Below are 15779 nucleotides of genomic sequence, written 5' to 3'. Positions count from 1 at the left end.
TCACGCTCCCGTGGCGACGAGGACGGCGGCGACCGCGAGGACGACGGTGCCGGCGAGCAGCGCGCTCACATAGGTCTGCACATTGCCGGTCTGGGCGCGCCGCACGGCGGCCCCGAGCCAGCGGGGAAGAGCACCTGCCCCACGGACGTAGGTGTCGACGACCTCGCGGTCGAGGAACCTGACGAGGCTCGCCCCGGCCTGCACCGGGCGCACGAACAGCGTCGAGTAGACCGCGTCGAGGTGGAAGCCGCCGGCCGCGGGCCGGTGCAGCGGGCCGAGCAGCAGGCGCCCGGGGTCGGCCGGGTCTGGGGCGTGGGCGATGTCCCCGTAGGCCGGCTCGTGGGTGGCGATGGCCTCGGCCTCGACCAGCCCGGCGTCGCCCTCGGGGTGGGCGGCGACCGCGCCGAGGGGGACGCGGGCGGCGCGCGCGGTGGTGTGGCGCCAGGCGGCATAGGTGACGATGCCGCCGACGAGGGCCACGCCGGTGCCGATGACGGAGGTGGTCAGGGCCGGGGCCAGGGAGCGTCCGTCGAACCAGTCGGGCAGCAGCCGGTAGGCGAGTCCGCCGAGCGCGAGGGAGGGCACGGCGAGCACCCACAGCACGACGGTCATGGTCAGCGGCTGCCGGCCGTGGTCCGGGGCCTCGGCGCCGTGACCCCGGAAGGCCAGCAGCCACAGCCGCGTCGCGTACGCGGCGGTGAGCAGGGCCGTGACCAGGCCGGCGACGAGGACGATCCAGCCGGCGGCGCCGGGGGCGTGCCCGGTGTGGCCGGTGGCCACGTGCTCGGCGGCGCCGAGGACCGTCTCCTTGGAGAAGAAGCCGCTGAACGGCGGGATCGCGGCGAGCGCGAGGAGCGCCACGGTCATCGTCCAGTAGGCGTCCGGGACGCGGTCGCGCAGATGGCCCATCCGGGACATGGCGGCGAGCGAGTTGGTGCCGGCGGCGTGGATGACCGCGCCGGCGGCGAGGAACAGCAGCGCCTTGAAGGCGCCGTGGGACAGGAGGTGGAAGACGGCGGCGCCGCGGTCGCCGACGGCGAGGGCGCCGGTCATGTAGCCGAGCTGGCCGATCGTCGAGTACGCGAGGACGCGCTTGATGTCGTCCTGGGCGAGCGCGGCGAGGCCGGAGCCGGCCATCGTCACGGCGGCCATGACGGCGAGGACGACCATCGCGGCCTGGGAGGCCTCGAAGACCGGGAGGAGCCGGGCGACGAAGTAGACACCGGCGGCGACCATCGTCGCGGCGTGGATCAGCGCGGAGACGGGCGTGGGGCCCGCCATCGCGTCGGGGAGCCAGGTGTGCAGCGGGAACTGCGCCGACTTGCCCGCCACGCCGGCCAGGAGCAGCAGGGCGATCAGGGTGGGGTGGTCCAGGCCGCCGTGCGCGACGGCGCCGAGGATCTTGGTGATCTCGAAGGAGCCCGTGTCGCCGGCCAGGACGAACAGGCCGATCAGGAAGGGGACGTCGCCGAGCTTGGTGACCAGGAAGGCCTTGAGGGAGGCGGCACGCGCCTCGGGGGTCTCCCAGTAGTGGCCGACGAGGAAGTAGGAGCAGATGCCCATGACCTCCCAGCCGACCAGCAGCACGATCAGATCGCCGGAGTAGACGACCAGCAGCATCGCGGAGGTGAACAGCGAGACCAGGGCGGCGTACGACGGGTAGCGCGGGTCGTCGCGCAGGTAGCCCGTGGAGTAGATCTGCACGCACGTCGCGACGACACCCACGAGGACGGCGACGAGCGCGGCGAAGCCGTCGATGTGCAGCGCGAGCTCGATCGGCACCGAGCCGGTGGGGGTCAGCTCGGTGGCGGCGTCGATCGCGGCGCCCCCGCCCTGGTCCGCGGCGACGGCGACGGCCAGCGCCAGGGCGGCGAGGGTCGGCAGGATCGCGAGCGGGCGGACGAAACCGGGCGCGGTGCGGCCTAGCAGCAGGCCGGCGGCGGCGCCGAAGAACGGCAGGAGGGGGACGAGGACGGCGAGAGTGGTCGTGGTCACGCGGTGGCCTCAGCCTTCTCGGTCGTGTCGGCCGTGAGGGCGTCGCCGCGGGAGCCGTCGGGCTCGGGGCCCTCGGCGGTGTCGCGGAGCCGGTCGATGTCGGAGGTGCCGCGGTTGCGGTGGACGGCCAGGACGATCGCCAGGCCGATGCCGATCTCGGCGGCGGCGATGGCGATGGTGAACAGGGTCAGGGCCTGCCCGGAGTGCAGGGTCTCCTCGGCGGCCTTGTTCAGCCACACGTCGAAGGCGACCAGGTTCAGGTTGACGGCGTTGAGCATCAGCTCGACCGACATCAGCACCAGGATCGCGTTGCGGCGCGCGAGGATGCCGTACAGGCCGGCGCAGAAAAGGAGGGCGGACAGGACGGCGGGATAGGCGAGGTGCATCAGGCGCCTTCCTTCCCGGCGGCGGAGGGGGCCTCGGCAGCGTTCGTGCCGGCCGGTGTCCCGGCGGCCGTGGCGCGGGAGGCGGCGGTGCCGGTCTGCGGCGCCGCCTCCGCCTTCGCCTTGCGGGACAGGACGATCGCGCCGACGAGTGCGGCGAGGAGGAGGACGGAGAGGGCTTCGAAGGGCAGCACCCAGTTCTGGAACAGGCTGGCGCCGGTGACCGCGGTGGAGCCGGCGGCGGGGCCGTCCAGGTCGATCCAGGTGGTGCGGAAGGCGTCGACGACCACCCAGACCAGGGCGGCCGCTGCGGCGACCGCCACGGTCAGGGCGGCCCACCGGTTGCCGGAGTCGGCGTCCGGGGAGCGGCCGATGGGGGCCCTGGTGAGCATCAGACCGAACAGCAGGAGGACGACGACGGAACCGACGTAGATCAGGACCTGCACCCAGGCGATGAACTCGGCTGTCAGCAGCAGGTACTCGACGGCGAGGCCGCCGAGGGTGACGACGAGCCACAGGGCGGCGTGCACCAGCTGCCGGGTGGTGACGGTGACCAGGGCGGCGCCGAAGGTGAACAGGCCGACCAGGACGAAGGCGATCTCCACGCCGGTCGGGGAGAGGAAACCGTGGGAGGCGGCGGCGGTCACGGCCTGTGCGGCGGCGAGAGTCACGACGTTCCCTCCTCGTCGCGGGCGGCGGCCAGCTTCTCGGCGCTCTTGCGGGCGGCCGACAGTTCCTTCGGCTCCTCGGCGCCCGGATCCAGGGCGGGCGGGGCCGGTACGGTCCACATCCACTCGCGCAGCTTGTCGCGCTCGTGGGTGAGGTCGCGGATGTCGGTCTCGGCGTACTCGAACTCCGGGGACCAGAACAGCGCGTCGAAAGGACACACCTCGATGCAGATACCGCAGTACATGCACAGGGAGAAGTCGATCGCGAACCGGTCGAGGACGTTGCGGCTGCGCTCGCGGCCGCCGGGGGTGGCCGCGGGGACCGTCTCCTTGTGGGAGTCGATGTAGATGCACCAGTCGGGGCACTCGCGGGCGCAGAGCATGCAGACCGTGCAGTTCTCCTCGAACAGGCCGATCACGCCGCGGGTGCGGGGCGGGAGGTCGGGCTGGACATCCGGATACTGCGCGGTGACGTGCTTCTTCGTCATCGTGCGGAGGGTGACGGCCAGGCCCTTGGCCAGGCCGCTGCCGGGAATCGCCATAGCTACTGGATCACCACCTTGACGATGCCGGTGAGGGCGATCTGGGCGAGGGAGAGAGGGACCAGGAGGGTCCAGGAGAGCTTCTGGAGCTGGTCCTCGCGCAGCCGGGGGTAGGTGACGCGCAGCCAGATCACGATGAAGGCGAGGATCGCGGTCTTCAGCAGGGTCCACACCCAGCCCAGGCCGTCGGCGCCCCACGGGCCGTGCCAGCCGCCGAGGAAGAGGACGGTCGTAAGGCCGCACAGGACGATGATCCCGGCGTATTCGGCGAGCAGGAACAGGGCGAAGCGCAGGCCGGTGTACTCGGTGTACGCGCCGAAGATGATCTCCGAGTCGGCGACGGGCATGTCGAACGGCGGCCGCTGGAGCTCGGCGAGACCGGCGACGAAGAAGACGATCGCGCCGACGATCTGCCAGGGCAGCCACCACCACTCGAACGCGTCGAGGATGCCGGGGAGGGACACCGTGCCGGCCGCCATGGCCACGGAGGCGGCGGTGAGCAGCATGGGCAGTTCGTAGGCCAGGAGCTGGGCGGCGGTGCGCAGACCGCCGAGCAGGGAGAACTTGTTCGCGCTGGCCCAGCCGGCCATGAGGGAGCCGAGCACGCCGACGCCCATCACCGCGAGGACGAAGAAGACACCGGCGTCCAGGACCTGGCCGACCGCGCCCTCGCCCGGGCCGATCGGGATGGCGAGCAGCACGAGCAGATACGGCAGCAGGGCGACGGCGGGCGCGAGCTGGAAGATACGGCGGTCGGCGCCCGCGGGGACGACGTCTTCCTTCTGCGCGAACTTCACGCCGTCGGCGATCAGCTGCGCCCAGCCGTGGAAACCGCCGGCGTACATGGGGCCGAGGCGGCCCTGCATGTGGGCCATGACCTTGTGTTCGGTCTGGCCCACGATCAGGGGGAAGGTGAGGAAGACGACGAAGACGACCACGAGTCGCAGGGCGACGTCGAGAGCGCCGTTCACTGCGGGCCTCCTGCGGGGTCGTGGGGGTCTTCGGGGGCGTGGGGGTCTTGGGGCTGTTGAGTGTCGCGGGGTGCACCGGTGCGGCCGGCTTTGCCGGCTTCGCTGCCGGGGTCGCCCTGCTCGGCGGGGCCGCCTTGGTTGCCCGGGTCGGCCTTGCCGGCGGGAGCGCCCTGGTCGCCGGAGTCGCCCTTGCCGACCGGGCGGGCTTCGGGGCCGCGGTCGGCTCCGTCGCCGGTGGCGGGGGCGGCCTTGGCGGCCGGGTCCGCGTCGTCGCCGGCCGGCTCGGTCGCCGGCGCGGGCTGGGGCTCCGGCCCGGGCTGGGGCTCGGGCTGGCGCTCCGGCTCGGGCCGGTGCTCTGGCTCCGACTCGGACCGGGCCTCCGGCTCGCGCTGGCGCGCCGGCTCCGACTCCGGCTCGCGCTGGGCCTCCGGCTGGGGCTCCGGTTCCGGCTCGGGCCGCGCGTCGTCGAACGCCGGGCGGGCGTGGTGCCACGGGGCGTCCGCGCTGCGGCGGGCGGGCCTTTCCGGTGCGGTCGGTTGTGTGGGGTGCTCGGCCTCGGCCCGCTGTGAGGCCGCGCCCTGCGAGGCGCTGCGTGCCCGACGCGGGCCAGCCGGTGCCGGGCCGGGCTCGTGCGCCACCGAAGCCTCGGCGGCCGGGCCCTCGGCCGCCGCTCGGGAAGCGTCGCCCTCGCTGGCGTCCTGCTTGCGCGTCGCCGCGTCCGCAGGCCCGGCGACGACGTCGTCGCCCTCCCGCTCCGCCGAATCCGCCGCGGCGGCCTGGCTCACCGAGCCCTCGCTCGCGGTACGTGTCCGGCGCGGACGGGCAGTAGCTCCCGACGAGGCCTCCGGCACCTCGGTCCCCGCCGCCTCCGCAGCAGCCGCAGCACCCGCAGCACCCGCAGCAGCCTGGCTCGCAGAACCCTCGGACGCGGTACGCGTCCGGCGCGGACGGGCAGTAGCTCCCGACGGGGCCTCCGGCACCTCCGTCCCCGCCGCCTCCGCAGCACCCGCCGCGGCCTGGCTCGCCGAGCCCTCGGACGCCGTGCGCGTGCGGCGCGCCGGCCGCTCCCCCGCCGCAGCCGCGGCACGGCCGGCACCGGCAGCGCCCGCCGCGCGACCCGCGCCCGCTGCCCGGGCCGGGCGGGCCGGGGCAGGCGGGAGCTGCCCCTTGAGCGGGCCCCACTCGTTGGGGTCGGGGACGCCCGGCGGCAGCATCTGGCGGCGCTTGGGGCCGCCGTGCTCGGACTCCCCCGGTTCCTTGGCGCCGGGCCAGGCCTTGGCGACCCGGGCGGCCAGGACGAAGTCCTTGCGCAGCGGGTGGCCCTCGAAAGTGTCGGGAAGCAGCAGGTGGTCGAGGTTCGGGTGGTCCTCGAAGCCGACGCCGAACATCTCGTGCGTCTCGCGTTCGTGCCAGGCGGCGCCCGCGTAGACCGACACGGCCGACGGCAGCACCGGCGCCTCGTGCGGCACGGTCGTGCGCACCAGCAGGCGCCGCACCGGGCCCAGCGCCGCCACGTGCGCGGCGACGCGGAAGCCCATGCCGGGCTCGTCGACCGCGCTCAGCCAGTCGAAGTAGGTGCAGCCCAGCCGGTCGCGGGCCGTCGTCAGCGCCGCGAGCCAGGACTCCGACGGGACGTCGACGGTCAGAACGTCGTACGACTCCTCGGCCGTCGCCGCCGTACCGAAGAGCTCCTCGGTGTCGGCGGGCAGCCAGCCGACCGTGCCGGCGCTCATCGGTCCTCCCCCTGCGCGGGCTGCGGCGGCTGCACCAGGCCGCTCTGCAGCGCCGCCGGCGAGGGGCGGGACGCACCGTGGCCGTAGCGCTCGCCGAGCGACTCGCGGGCGATCTTCTCCTGGAGCTTGAGGATGCCCTGGAGCAGCGCCTCGGGCCGCGGCGGGCAGCCGGGGACGTACACGTCGACGGGGATGATCTGGTCGACGCCCTTGGTGACGGAATAGGAGTCCCAGTACGGGCCGCCGCAGTTGGAGCAGGCGCCGAAGGAGATGACGTACTTCGGCTCGGGCATCTGCTCGTACAGGCGCTTGACCGCAGGGGCCATCTTGTCGGTGACCGTGCCCGAGACGACCATCAGGTCTGCCTGGCGCGGTCCCGGCGCGAAGGGGATGACGCCGAGCCGGATGAAGTCGTGGCGGGACATCGACGCGGCGATGAACTCGATCGCGCAGCAGGCCAGTCCGAAGTTGAAGACCCACAGCGAGTAGCGGCGGCCCCAGTTCAGGACCACCTTCATCGGCTCAGGGGCCAGGCGGGCGAGCGCGCCCAGCCTCTTCGGCTCGGGAAGCGGCACGGGCTCCGGGACGGCGATCTGTGGAACGGCGGGCTCCGGAACAGCCGGGTTCACGTCCATGCCAGGACGCCCTTCTTGTACGCGTACAGCAGGCCTACGGCGAGGAAGCCGAGGAAGATGAACATCTCCACCAGGGTGGCCGCGCCGTAGCCGGGCGCGGCGAAGACCGTCGCCCAGGGGAAGAGGAAGATCGAGTCGACGGCGAAGATGACGTACAGGAACGCGTAGACGTAGTAGCGGACCTGGGTGTGTGCCCAGCCCTCGCCGACGGGGTCCACGCCGCACTCGTACGTCAGGAGTTTCTCGGGCGTGGGCACGACGGGCCGCAGCAGGCGGCCGGCCCCGAAGGCGACGGCGACGAAGAGCACGCCGACGACGGCGAGCAGTCCCACGACCGAATAGGAGTGGAAGTAGTCCGCCGCGACGACGACGGTCATATCCCGCACGTCCGTCTCCTCGCTCCCTGGCTTCGCGTTTCTCGGCTTTCGACGACCGTCGAGGAGTGTTCGACGATCTGTACGCACGGGAGTCTAGGCCCTGATAAAGAGGCGGTAAGCAGCCCGTCACGCCTTGAGACGCGTGGCCCGGGGGGAGGGTGGGGTTTTCCCCACCGGGGCGAGGCCGGGCGACCTCATGGCGCGGCGCCGCGGCGCGCGGCACGCTAGCCCATATGACCGCAACCGACCCCGCCCGCCGGCCGGCCGACGACGACCGTCCGCCACCGGCCCGCCTGGCCTACGACGCGCACACCTGGAAGGAGATCGCCCATCTCCTGGCGAACCTTCCGCTGACGCTGATCGGCTTCGTCTACGTCATGACCGTGCTGCTGGTGAGCGGCGCGCTGACGATCACCGTGATCGGCTTCCCGCTGCTGGCGCTGGCCCTGATGGGCGCGCGGCTGCTGGGTCGGTTCGAACGGGCCCGGGCGCGGGCGCTGCTGGGGGTGCGGGTCGAGGAGCCGAGCCGGCTGCCGCTGCACCGCGCGGACGGTGTCTTCGGCCGGATGTGGATGGTGCTGAAGGACTCGGTGGCCTGGCGGACCGCGCTGTACGACCTGGTCCGGCTGCCGTGGGGCATCGTCACCTTCGTCGTGACGCTCACCTCGCTGTTCGTGCTGTGGCCGGTGCTGCCGTACCTGGCGCGCGGGATGAGCAACGTGGACCGGGCGATGGTGCGCGGGCTGCTGTCGCCGTCCGACGAGCTGGAGCGCCGTATCGCGGAGCTGGAGTCGGACCGCGGGGTGGTCGTGGACACGGCGGCCGCCGATCTGCGGCGCATCGAGCGCGATCTGCACGACGGGGCGCAGGCCCGGCTGGTGAACCTGGCGATGGGGCTCGGCCTGGCGAAGGAGAAGCTGCTGGAGGGCCAGGCCGACGAGCACGTGGCCGCGATGGTCGACGAGGCGCACGGCGAGGTGAAGCTGGCGCTGCAGGAACTGCGCGATCTGGCGCGCGGCATCCATCCGGCGGTGCTGACCGATCGCGGTCTGGACGCGGCGCTTTCGTCCGTGGCGTCGCGGTGCACGGTGCCGGTGAAGGTGACCGCCGAACTGTCGTCGCGGCCCGCCGCCGCGATCGAGGGCATCGCCTATTTCACGGTGTCCGAGCTGCTGCAGAACATCAGCAAGCACAGCGGTGCGAGGTCGGCCAGGGTGGAGGTGTGGCGGTCCGACGACCGGCTGCTGATCCAGGTGTGGGACGACGGGCGGGGTGGCGCGTCGCCGGACCGCGGTACCGGGATGCGGGGGCTCGCGGAGCGGCTGGACGCCGTGGACGGCCTGTTCGTCATCGACTCGCCGCCCGGTGGGCCGACGACGGTCACGGCGGAGCTGCCGTGGCGCGACCGTGCGCAGGACGCCCGCTCCTGACGCCGGCGAGCTCCCGAGGTGGGGAAAACCCCCCGTCCAAGACGCCGACGGCCTCCATGGTCCGCCGACCTGCGGCGCAGCAGGCTGGACGTAGGTGACAGGGCGTGCGGCCGAGCGGCGGCCACGAGCAGAAACGGACGGACACCGATGGCCATGCAGTATCAGGAGCGCTACCGGTCGGGGTACGACGACGGCTCCGGCCGGCACCGAATGCCGGCGGCGCTGCGGGCGCCGTTCGAGGGCCGCAGCTGGCGGGAGCTGGGATATGTGCTGCTGGGCCTGCCGATCGGGATCGTGCTGTTCGTCTTCGCGGTCACGATGGTCTCGCTCGGGGCCGGCCTGCTGGTGACGTTCCTCGGCGTCCCGGTGCTGGCCGCGGCGCTGGCCGGCTGCCGTGGCTTCGGCGCGCTGGAGCGGGCGCGGGCGCGCGGGCTGCTCGGCCTGGAGGTGGCCGACCCGGAGCCGCTGCGGGCCCGCAAGAACAGCCTGATGGGCTGGATCGGCGCGGTCCTCAAGAGCGGCGCGTCCTGGCGGCATCTGCTGTACGCCGTGCTGCAGTTCCCGTGGGCGGTGTTCTCCTTCTGCGTGGCGCTGGCGTTCTGGGCGTACGGCTGGGCGATGCTGACGTACCCGCTGTGGTTCTGGGTCTTCCCGATGTACGCCGGCCAGGGCGGCCTGCAGCTGTACGGCGACGAGCACCACCGGATCTACATCGACAACCCGTTCGAGATCACCGTGACGGTGCTGGTGGGTGCGCTGTTCACGATGGCCACGCCGTGGATCGTGCGGGCGCTGACGTCGGTGGACCGGCTGCTGGTGCACGGGCTGCTCGGCCCGTCGCGGCTGGGGGCGCGGGTGGTGGAGCTGGAGTCGGACCGCGGGGTGGTCGTGGACACGGCGGCGGCGGACCTGCGGCGCATCGAGCGCGATCTGCACGACGGGGCGCAGGCCCGGCTGGTCAACCTGGCCATGGACCTGGGGCTGGCGAAGGAGAAGCTGCGGGACGACCCGCGGGCGGCAGCGCGGATGGTGGACGAGGCGCACGGTGAGGTGAAGACGGCGCTGCAGGAACTGCGGGACCTGGCGCGCGGCATCCATCCGGCGGTGCTGACCGACCGTGGCCTGGACGCGGCGCTGTCCGCCGTGGCCTCCCGGTCCGCGGTGCCGGTGCGGGTGGAGGTGGACCTGCCGTCGCGACCGGTCCCCGCGATCGAGGGCATCGCCTACTTCACGGTCTGCGAGCTGCTGCAGAACGTCGGCAAGCACAGCGGGGCGCGGTCCGCGACGGTGGATGTGTGGCGCTCGGACGACCGCCTGATGCTCCAGGTCACGGACGACGGCACCGGCGGCGTGGCCCCCAGCCCCGGCTCGGGCCTCACCGGCCTCACGGAACGCCTCGACGCGGTCGACGGCATCCTCATCATCGACTCCCCGCCCGGCGGCCCGACCCGCATCACAGCGGAACTGCCCTGGCGAACGCACTGACCGACTCGCACCGTCCCGGCCCCCGGGCCCTTGACCCCGGCCGAAACCCGACACCCCTCCCCCCTCTCCGGCCTCCCGCGCCCGCGCTTCGCGTCCGTTGATGGAATGCTTGGGATGTTGTCGCGCAGTGTGGGGGGAACGGCGTCGTGGAGGTCAGGGTGCGGGTGGTCATCGCCGAGGATTCGGTGCTGCTGCGGGAAGGGCTGACGCGGCTGCTCACCGACCGCGGGCACGACGTCGTCGCCGGCGTGGGGGACGCCGAGGCGCTGGTGAAGACCATCGCCGAGCTGGACGCGGAGGGCGCGCTGCCCGACGTCGTCGTCGCGGACGTAAGGATGCCGCCCACCCACACCGACGAGGGTGTTCGGGCCGCCGTGCAGCTGCGCAAGGCGCATCCCGGGCTCGGGGTGCTGGTGCTTTCGCAGTACGTCGAGGAGCGGTACGCCACCGAGCTGCTGGCCGGTTCGAGCCGCGGCGTCGGCTATCTGCTGAAGGACCGCGTGGCCGAGGTGCGCGAGTTCGTGGACGCGGTGGTGCGTGTCGCCGAGGGCGGTACGGCCCTCGACCCCGAGGTCGTCGCCCAGTTGCTGGGCCGCTCCCGCAAGCAGGACGTCCTCGCCGGGCTCACCCCGAGGGAGCGGGAGGTCCTCGGACTGATGGCCGAGGGGCGTACGAATTCGGCCATCGCCAAGCAGCTCGTCGTCAGTGACGGCGCGGTCGAGAAGCACGTCAGCAACATCTTCCTCAAACTGGGCCTGTCCCCGAGCGAGGGCGACCACCGCCGGGTGCTCGCCGTGCTGACGTATCTGAACTCCTGACGTATCCGAACTCCTGGGCACCTCGCCGGGACACTGCCGCACGTCGGGGAACCCGGACGGGGACGAGCACGGCTCGCGGCGGTGGCAGGGTGGTCGAGCGCCACCATGCGGAAAGTCAAGGGAAGGCGACCCTTACAGACGTAGGGTTGATCCTGGGAGGCCCGTGGGAGGGCCGCTCCCGACAGCCGCCTCGAGGGAGGTCCAGTTCAGTGACCAGTCAGGTCAGCAGCCCAGCGGAGCAGGCCGACACCACCGTCGTAGGAGAGCAGCGCAGACCGGCCGGGGGGAAGGACGTGCGCCGGCTGGACCGGGTGATCATCCGGTTCGCGGGGGACTCGGGTGACGGCATGCAGCTCACGGGCGACCGGTTCACCTCGGAGACCGCGTCGTTCGGCAACGACCTCTCCACCCTGCCGAACTTCCCGGCCGAGATCCGCGCGCCCGCCGGCACCCTGCCGGGTGTCTCCAGCTTCCAGCTGCACTTCGCCGACCACGACATCCTCACCCCGGGCGACGCGCCGAACGTGCTCGTGGCGATGAACCCGGCCGCCCTGAAGGCGAACATCGGCGACATGCCGCGCGGCGCGGAGATCATCGTCAACACCGACGAGTTCACCAAGCGGGCCATGCAGAAGGTCGGCTACGACTCCAACCCGCTGGAAGACGGCTCGCTGGACGGCTACAGCCTGCACCCGGTGCCGCTGACCACGCTGACGGTGGAGGCGCTGAAGGAGTTCGACCTCTCCCGCAAGGAGGCCGAGCGCAGCAAGAACATGTTCGCGCTGGGGCTGCTGTCGTGGATGTACCACCGCCCGACCGAGGGCACCGAGAAGTTCCTGCGGACGAAGTTCGCGAAGAAGCCGGAGATCGCCGAGGCGAACATCACCGCGTTCCACGCGGGCTGGAACTTCGGTGAGACGACCGAGGACTTCGCGGTCTCCTACGAGGTCGCGCCGGCGGCGACGGCGTTCCCGCCCGGGCTGTACCGCAACATCTCCGGCAACCTGGCCCTCGCCTACGGCCTGATCACCGCCTCCCGCCAGGCCGACCTGCCGCTGTTCCTCGGCTCGTACCCGATCACCCCGGCCTCGGACATCCTGCACGAGCTGAGCCGGCACAAGAACTTCGGTGTGCGCACGTTCCAGGCCGAGGACGAGATCGCCGGCATCGGCGCCGCCCTGGGCGCGGCGTTCGGCGGCTCGCTGGCGGTCACCACGACTTCCGGCCCCGGTGTGGCGCTGAAGTCGGAGACGATCGGCCTCGCGGTGTCGCTGGAGCTGCCGCTGCTGATCGTGGACATCCAGCGCGGCGGCCCCTCCACGGGTCTGCCGACGAAGACCGAGCAGGCGGACCTGCTGCAGGCGATGTACGGCCGCAACGGCGAGGCGCCGGTGCCGGTCGTCGCGCCGAGGACACCGGCCGACTGCTTCGACGCCGCGCTGGAGGCCGCGCGGATCGCGCTGCTCTACCGCACCCCGGTGTTCCTCCTCTCGGACGGCTACCTGGCCAACGGCAGCGAGCCCTGGCGCATCCCCGAGGTGGACGACCTGCCGGACCTGCGGGTGCAGTTCGCCCAGGGCCCGAACCACACCCTGCAGGACGGCACCGAGGTCTTCTGGCCCTACAAGCGGGACCCGCACACCCTGGCCCGGCCGTGGGCGGTGCCGGGCACGCCGGGCCTCGAGCACCGCATCGGCGGCATCGAGAAACAGGACGGCTCCGGGAACATCTCCTACGACCCGGCCAACCACGACTTCATGGTCCGCACCCGGCAGGCCAAGGTCGACGGCATCGAGGTCCCGGACCTTCAGGTCGACGACCCGCAGCAGGCACGCACGCTGGTACTGGGCTGGGGATCGACGTACGGACCGATCACGGCGGCGGTACGGCGGCTGCGGACGGCCGGGGAGGCGATCGCGCAGGCGCACCTGCGTCATCTCAACCCCTTCCCGCGCAACCTCGGCGAGGTCCTGAAGGCTTACGACAAGGTCGTGATCCCCGAGATGAACCTCGGCCAGCTCGCCACCCTGATCCGGGCGAAGTACCTCGTCGACGCCCGCTCCCACACCCAGGTCAACGGCATGCCGTTCAAGGCGGAGAGGCTCGCCGCGGCGCTGAAGGAGGCCATCCATGACTGACGCCGACACGCTGCTTCAGCTGGTCCCCAAGGCCGAGGCCAAGCAGACGATGAAGGACTTCAAGTCGGACCAGGAGGTGCGCTGGTGCCCGGGCTGCGGTGACTACGCGATCCTGGCGGCGGTGCAGGGCTTCATGCCCGAGCTGGGCCTGGCCCGCGAGAACATCGTCTTCGTCTCCGGGATCGGCTGCTCCTCCCGCTTCCCGTACTACATGAACACCTACGGGATGCACTCCATCCACGGCCGCGCCCCGGCCATCGCGACCGGTCTGGCGACTTCGCGCCGGGATCTGTCGGTGTGGGTGGTGACGGGCGACGGCGACGCCCTGTCCATCGGCGGCAACCACCTCATCCACGCCCTGCGCCGCAACGTCAACCTCAAGATCCTGCTGTTCAACAACCGGATCTACGGTCTGACCAAGGGCCAGTACAGCCCGACGTCCGAACTGGGCAAGATCACCAAGTCGACGCCGATGGGCTCCCTGGACGCCCCCTTCAACCCGGTGTCGCTGGCGCTCGGCGCGGAGGCGTCCTTCGTCGCCCGCACCATCGACTCCGACCGCAAGCACCTCACCGAGGTCCTGCGGCAGGCGGCCGCCCACCCGGGCACCGCGCTGATCGAGATCTACCAGAACTGCAACATCTTCAACGACGGCGCCTTCGACGCCCTGAAGGACCAGCAGCAGGCCACCGAGGCCCTGATCCGCCTGGAGCACGGGCAGCCCATCCGCTTCGGCACCGACGGCGACCGCGGGGTCGTACGCGATGCGCGGACCGGTGATCTGCGGGTGGTGGACGTGACGCCGGAGAACGAGGCCGACGTCGTCGTCCACGACGCCCACGCCGCCTCCCCGACCACGGCGTTCGCGCTGTCCCGGCTCGCCGACCCCGACACCCTGCACCACACCCCGATCGGCGTGTTCCGCTCCGTCGACCGGCCGGTCTACGACACCCTCATGGCCGACCAGCTCGACACCGCGGTGGAACAGCGCGGCAAGGGCGACCTCGCCGCACTCCTCGCCGGCGGCGACACCTGGACGGTCGTCGGCTGACGGCGCCTTCTCTCACGAGGCAGGCGACGCCTTCCCTCACGAGGCCCGGGACGACGAAGCGTCCCGGGCCTCGTCGTATGCCGTGCGGGCCCGTTCCACGTCGGGCATGCGCCGCTCCGTCCACAGGGTGAGTGCGCGGACCTGTCCGGCGGCCTCCCGGCCCAGTTCGGTCAGGGAGTAGTCGACGCGGGGCGGGATGACAGGCTTGGCGTCGCGGTGGACCAGACCGTCGCGCTCCAGGGTCTGCAGGGTCTGGGTGAGCATCTTCTCGCTGACCGCCCGGCCGACGCGGCTCACCTCGCGGCGCAGCTCACTGAACCGGTAGGAACGCTCCAGCAGGGCGATCAGGACGAGCACGCCCCACCGGCTGGTGACGTGCTCCAGGACGAGCCGGTAGGGGCACATCGCCTCGGCGTCGGAGCCCACTGCACTTACTGTCATGCCAGTACCTTACTTCAAAGTGGGTACTTTCCAGAAGTTAGCGCAATCCGTACGGTGGGTGTCAGACAACGGAGAAGTCACACCCCCCGAGGAGATCGCACCATGAGCATCGTCGTCACCGGAGCCACCGGAAACCTCGGCCGTCACGTCGTGGAGCAGCTGCTGGAGAAGGTCCCGGCCGACCAGGTCACCGCCGTCGTGCGCACCCCGGAGAAGGCCGCCGATCTCGCCGAACGCGGCGTACGCCTCGCGGTCGCCGACTACAACACCCCGGACACCTTCGACGGCCTCTTCGCCGCCGGCGACAAGGTGCTGCTGATCTCCGGCAACGAGTTCGACAAGGGCCGGACCGGCCAGCACCGGGTCGTCATCGACGCCGCCAAGGCCGCGGGCGTCGCCCTGCTCGCCTACACCAGCGCCCCGGGCAGCCTCACCGCCGCGCTCGCCGACGACCACCGGGCCACCGAGGAGGCGCTGCTCACCTCGGGTCTGCCCTACGTGCTGCTGCGCAACGGCTGGTACCACGAGAACTACACGGAGAACCTGGCCCCGGTCCTGGAGCACCGCGCCGTCGTCGCGGCGGCGGGCAAGGGCCGCGTGTCCTCGGCCTCGCGCGCCGACTACGCGGCCGCCGCCGTCGCCGTACTGACCGGCGAGGGGCACGAGAACAAGACGTACGAACTCGGTGGTGACACCGCGTGGAGCTTCGCCGAGTACGCGGCCGAGCTGAGCCGGCAGACCGGTGAGGAGATCGTCTACAACCCGGTCACCCCCAAGGCGCTCACCGGCATCCTGACCGGCGCCGGACTGCCCGAGCCGCTCGCCGCGGTCTTCGCCGGCGTGGACGTCTCCATCGAGAAGGGCGAGCTGGAGGTCACCTCCGGCGACCTGTCCCGCCTGACCGGCCGCCCCACCACACCGCTCGCCGAGGCGATCACCGCCGCGCTGAAGGGCTGAGCAGCCGGCCGGAGGGCCGAGCGGCCGGGCCAAGGGCCGAGCGGCCCGCCGCAGGGCCGACCGTCTCACTCGCCCGCGCTGTCATGACCGTATGGCGATACGGGCATGACAGCGGGGCGGCGCGGCGCTACCTTCGTGGAGGCATGTGCAGAGGC

15 protein-coding genes are annotated in these 15779 nt (G+C 72.1%); 6 read left to right on the top strand and 9 right to left on the bottom strand.

Features of this window, described 5'->3' with window-relative positions; translation table 11 throughout:
- Genes ACZ67Q_RS24840 through ACZ67Q_RS24805 form a run of 8 tightly spaced genes read right to left on the bottom strand, consistent with a single transcriptional unit; the run spans window position 1 to window position 7304 of the window.
- Window positions 1-1995, bottom strand: coding sequence for an NADH-quinone oxidoreductase subunit 5 family protein (locus ACZ67Q_RS24840; RefSeq protein WP_471185906.1), 1995 nt, complete (start codon window positions 1993-1995; stop codon window positions 1-3).
- Complete coding sequence (gene nuoK, locus ACZ67Q_RS24835) at window positions 1992-2381, bottom strand: NADH-quinone oxidoreductase subunit NuoK (protein ID WP_471185903.1); 390 nt, start codon at window positions 2379-2381, stop codon at window positions 1992-1994. The genes ACZ67Q_RS24840 and nuoK overlap by 4 nt, the downstream gene beginning before the upstream one ends.
- Window positions 2381-3049 (bottom strand): NADH-quinone oxidoreductase subunit J family protein, encoded by a 669-nt coding sequence (locus ACZ67Q_RS24830; RefSeq protein ID WP_471185900.1) that lies wholly within the window; start codon window positions 3047-3049, stop codon window positions 2381-2383. Before ACZ67Q_RS24830 ends, nuoK begins: the two co-directional genes overlap by 1 nt.
- Window positions 3046-3588, bottom strand: coding sequence for a NuoI/complex I 23 kDa subunit family protein (locus ACZ67Q_RS24825; protein WP_471185897.1), 543 nt, complete (start codon window positions 3586-3588; stop codon window positions 3046-3048). Before ACZ67Q_RS24825 ends, ACZ67Q_RS24830 begins: the two co-directional genes overlap by 4 nt.
- A gap of 2 nt (window positions 3589-3590) precedes the next feature.
- Entirely contained in the window at window positions 3591-4559 is a 969-nt protein-coding gene (locus ACZ67Q_RS24820; RefSeq protein ID WP_471185895.1) for a complex I subunit 1/NuoH family protein, read from the bottom strand.
- Window positions 4556-6292: an NADH-quinone oxidoreductase subunit C gene (locus ACZ67Q_RS24815; RefSeq protein WP_471185893.1), complete on the bottom strand. Its 1737-nt coding sequence runs from the start codon at window positions 6290-6292 to the stop codon at window positions 4556-4558. Before ACZ67Q_RS24815 ends, ACZ67Q_RS24820 begins: the two co-directional genes overlap by 4 nt.
- Window positions 6289-6927: an NADH-quinone oxidoreductase subunit B gene (locus ACZ67Q_RS24810; RefSeq protein WP_471185890.1), complete on the bottom strand. Its 639-nt coding sequence runs from the start codon at window positions 6925-6927 to the stop codon at window positions 6289-6291. Before ACZ67Q_RS24810 ends, ACZ67Q_RS24815 begins: the two co-directional genes overlap by 4 nt.
- Window positions 6918-7304: an NADH-quinone oxidoreductase subunit A gene (locus tag ACZ67Q_RS24805; RefSeq protein ID WP_361630935.1), complete on the bottom strand. Its 387-nt coding sequence runs from the start codon at window positions 7302-7304 to the stop codon at window positions 6918-6920. Before ACZ67Q_RS24805 ends, ACZ67Q_RS24810 begins: the two co-directional genes overlap by 10 nt.
- Window positions 7305-7537: 233 nt before the next feature.
- On the opposite strand from ACZ67Q_RS24805, the gene ACZ67Q_RS24800 reads away from it, so the two are divergent.
- The 5 genes from ACZ67Q_RS24800 (at window position 7538) to ACZ67Q_RS24780 (ending at window position 14226) form a co-directional block, all read left to right on the top strand.
- Entirely contained in the window at window positions 7538-8734 is a 1197-nt protein-coding gene (locus ACZ67Q_RS24800; RefSeq protein WP_471185887.1) for a sensor histidine kinase, read from the top strand.
- Between the two features lie 147 nt (window positions 8735-8881).
- Window positions 8882-10219 (top strand): sensor histidine kinase, encoded by a 1338-nt coding sequence (locus ACZ67Q_RS24795; RefSeq protein ID WP_471185884.1) that lies wholly within the window; start codon window positions 8882-8884, stop codon window positions 10217-10219.
- A gap of 158 nt (window positions 10220-10377) precedes the next feature.
- Window positions 10378-11037: a LuxR C-terminal-related transcriptional regulator gene (locus ACZ67Q_RS24790; protein ID WP_471186162.1), complete on the top strand. Its 660-nt coding sequence runs from the start codon at window positions 10378-10380 to the stop codon at window positions 11035-11037.
- A 209-nt stretch (window positions 11038-11246) separates the two neighbouring features.
- Window positions 11247-13175 carry a 2-oxoacid:acceptor oxidoreductase subunit alpha gene (locus ACZ67Q_RS24785; protein ID WP_471185881.1) on the top strand — a complete coding sequence of 643 codons (1929 nt, stop codon included), beginning with the start codon at window positions 11247-11249 and terminating at the stop codon, window positions 13173-13175.
- On the top strand, window positions 13168-14226 hold the full coding sequence (locus tag ACZ67Q_RS24780) for a 2-oxoacid:ferredoxin oxidoreductase subunit beta (RefSeq protein WP_471185879.1): 1059 nt from the start codon (window positions 13168-13170) through the stop codon (window positions 14224-14226). Before ACZ67Q_RS24785 ends, ACZ67Q_RS24780 begins: the two co-directional genes overlap by 8 nt.
- A 36-nt stretch (window positions 14227-14262) precedes the next feature.
- Here ACZ67Q_RS24780 and ACZ67Q_RS24775 read toward each other — a convergent pair whose 3' ends face one another.
- A complete protein-coding gene (locus ACZ67Q_RS24775) occupies window positions 14263-14667 on the bottom strand; it encodes a winged helix-turn-helix transcriptional regulator (protein WP_471185876.1) in 405 nt (134 codons plus the stop codon).
- Window positions 14668-14769: 102 nt separating this feature from the next.
- Between ACZ67Q_RS24775 and ACZ67Q_RS24770 the strand changes: the two genes are divergently transcribed.
- Window positions 14770-15624: an SDR family oxidoreductase gene (locus ACZ67Q_RS24770; RefSeq protein ID WP_471185873.1), complete on the top strand. Its 855-nt coding sequence runs from the start codon at window positions 14770-14772 to the stop codon at window positions 15622-15624.
- Window positions 15625-15779 lie beyond the last annotated feature (155 nt).

This window comes from Streptomyces sp. NPDC036813 (assembly GCF_055609245.1).
The sequence above is the reverse complement of the archived record's forward strand: the minus strand, read 5'-3'. Positions and strand labels throughout refer to the sequence as shown.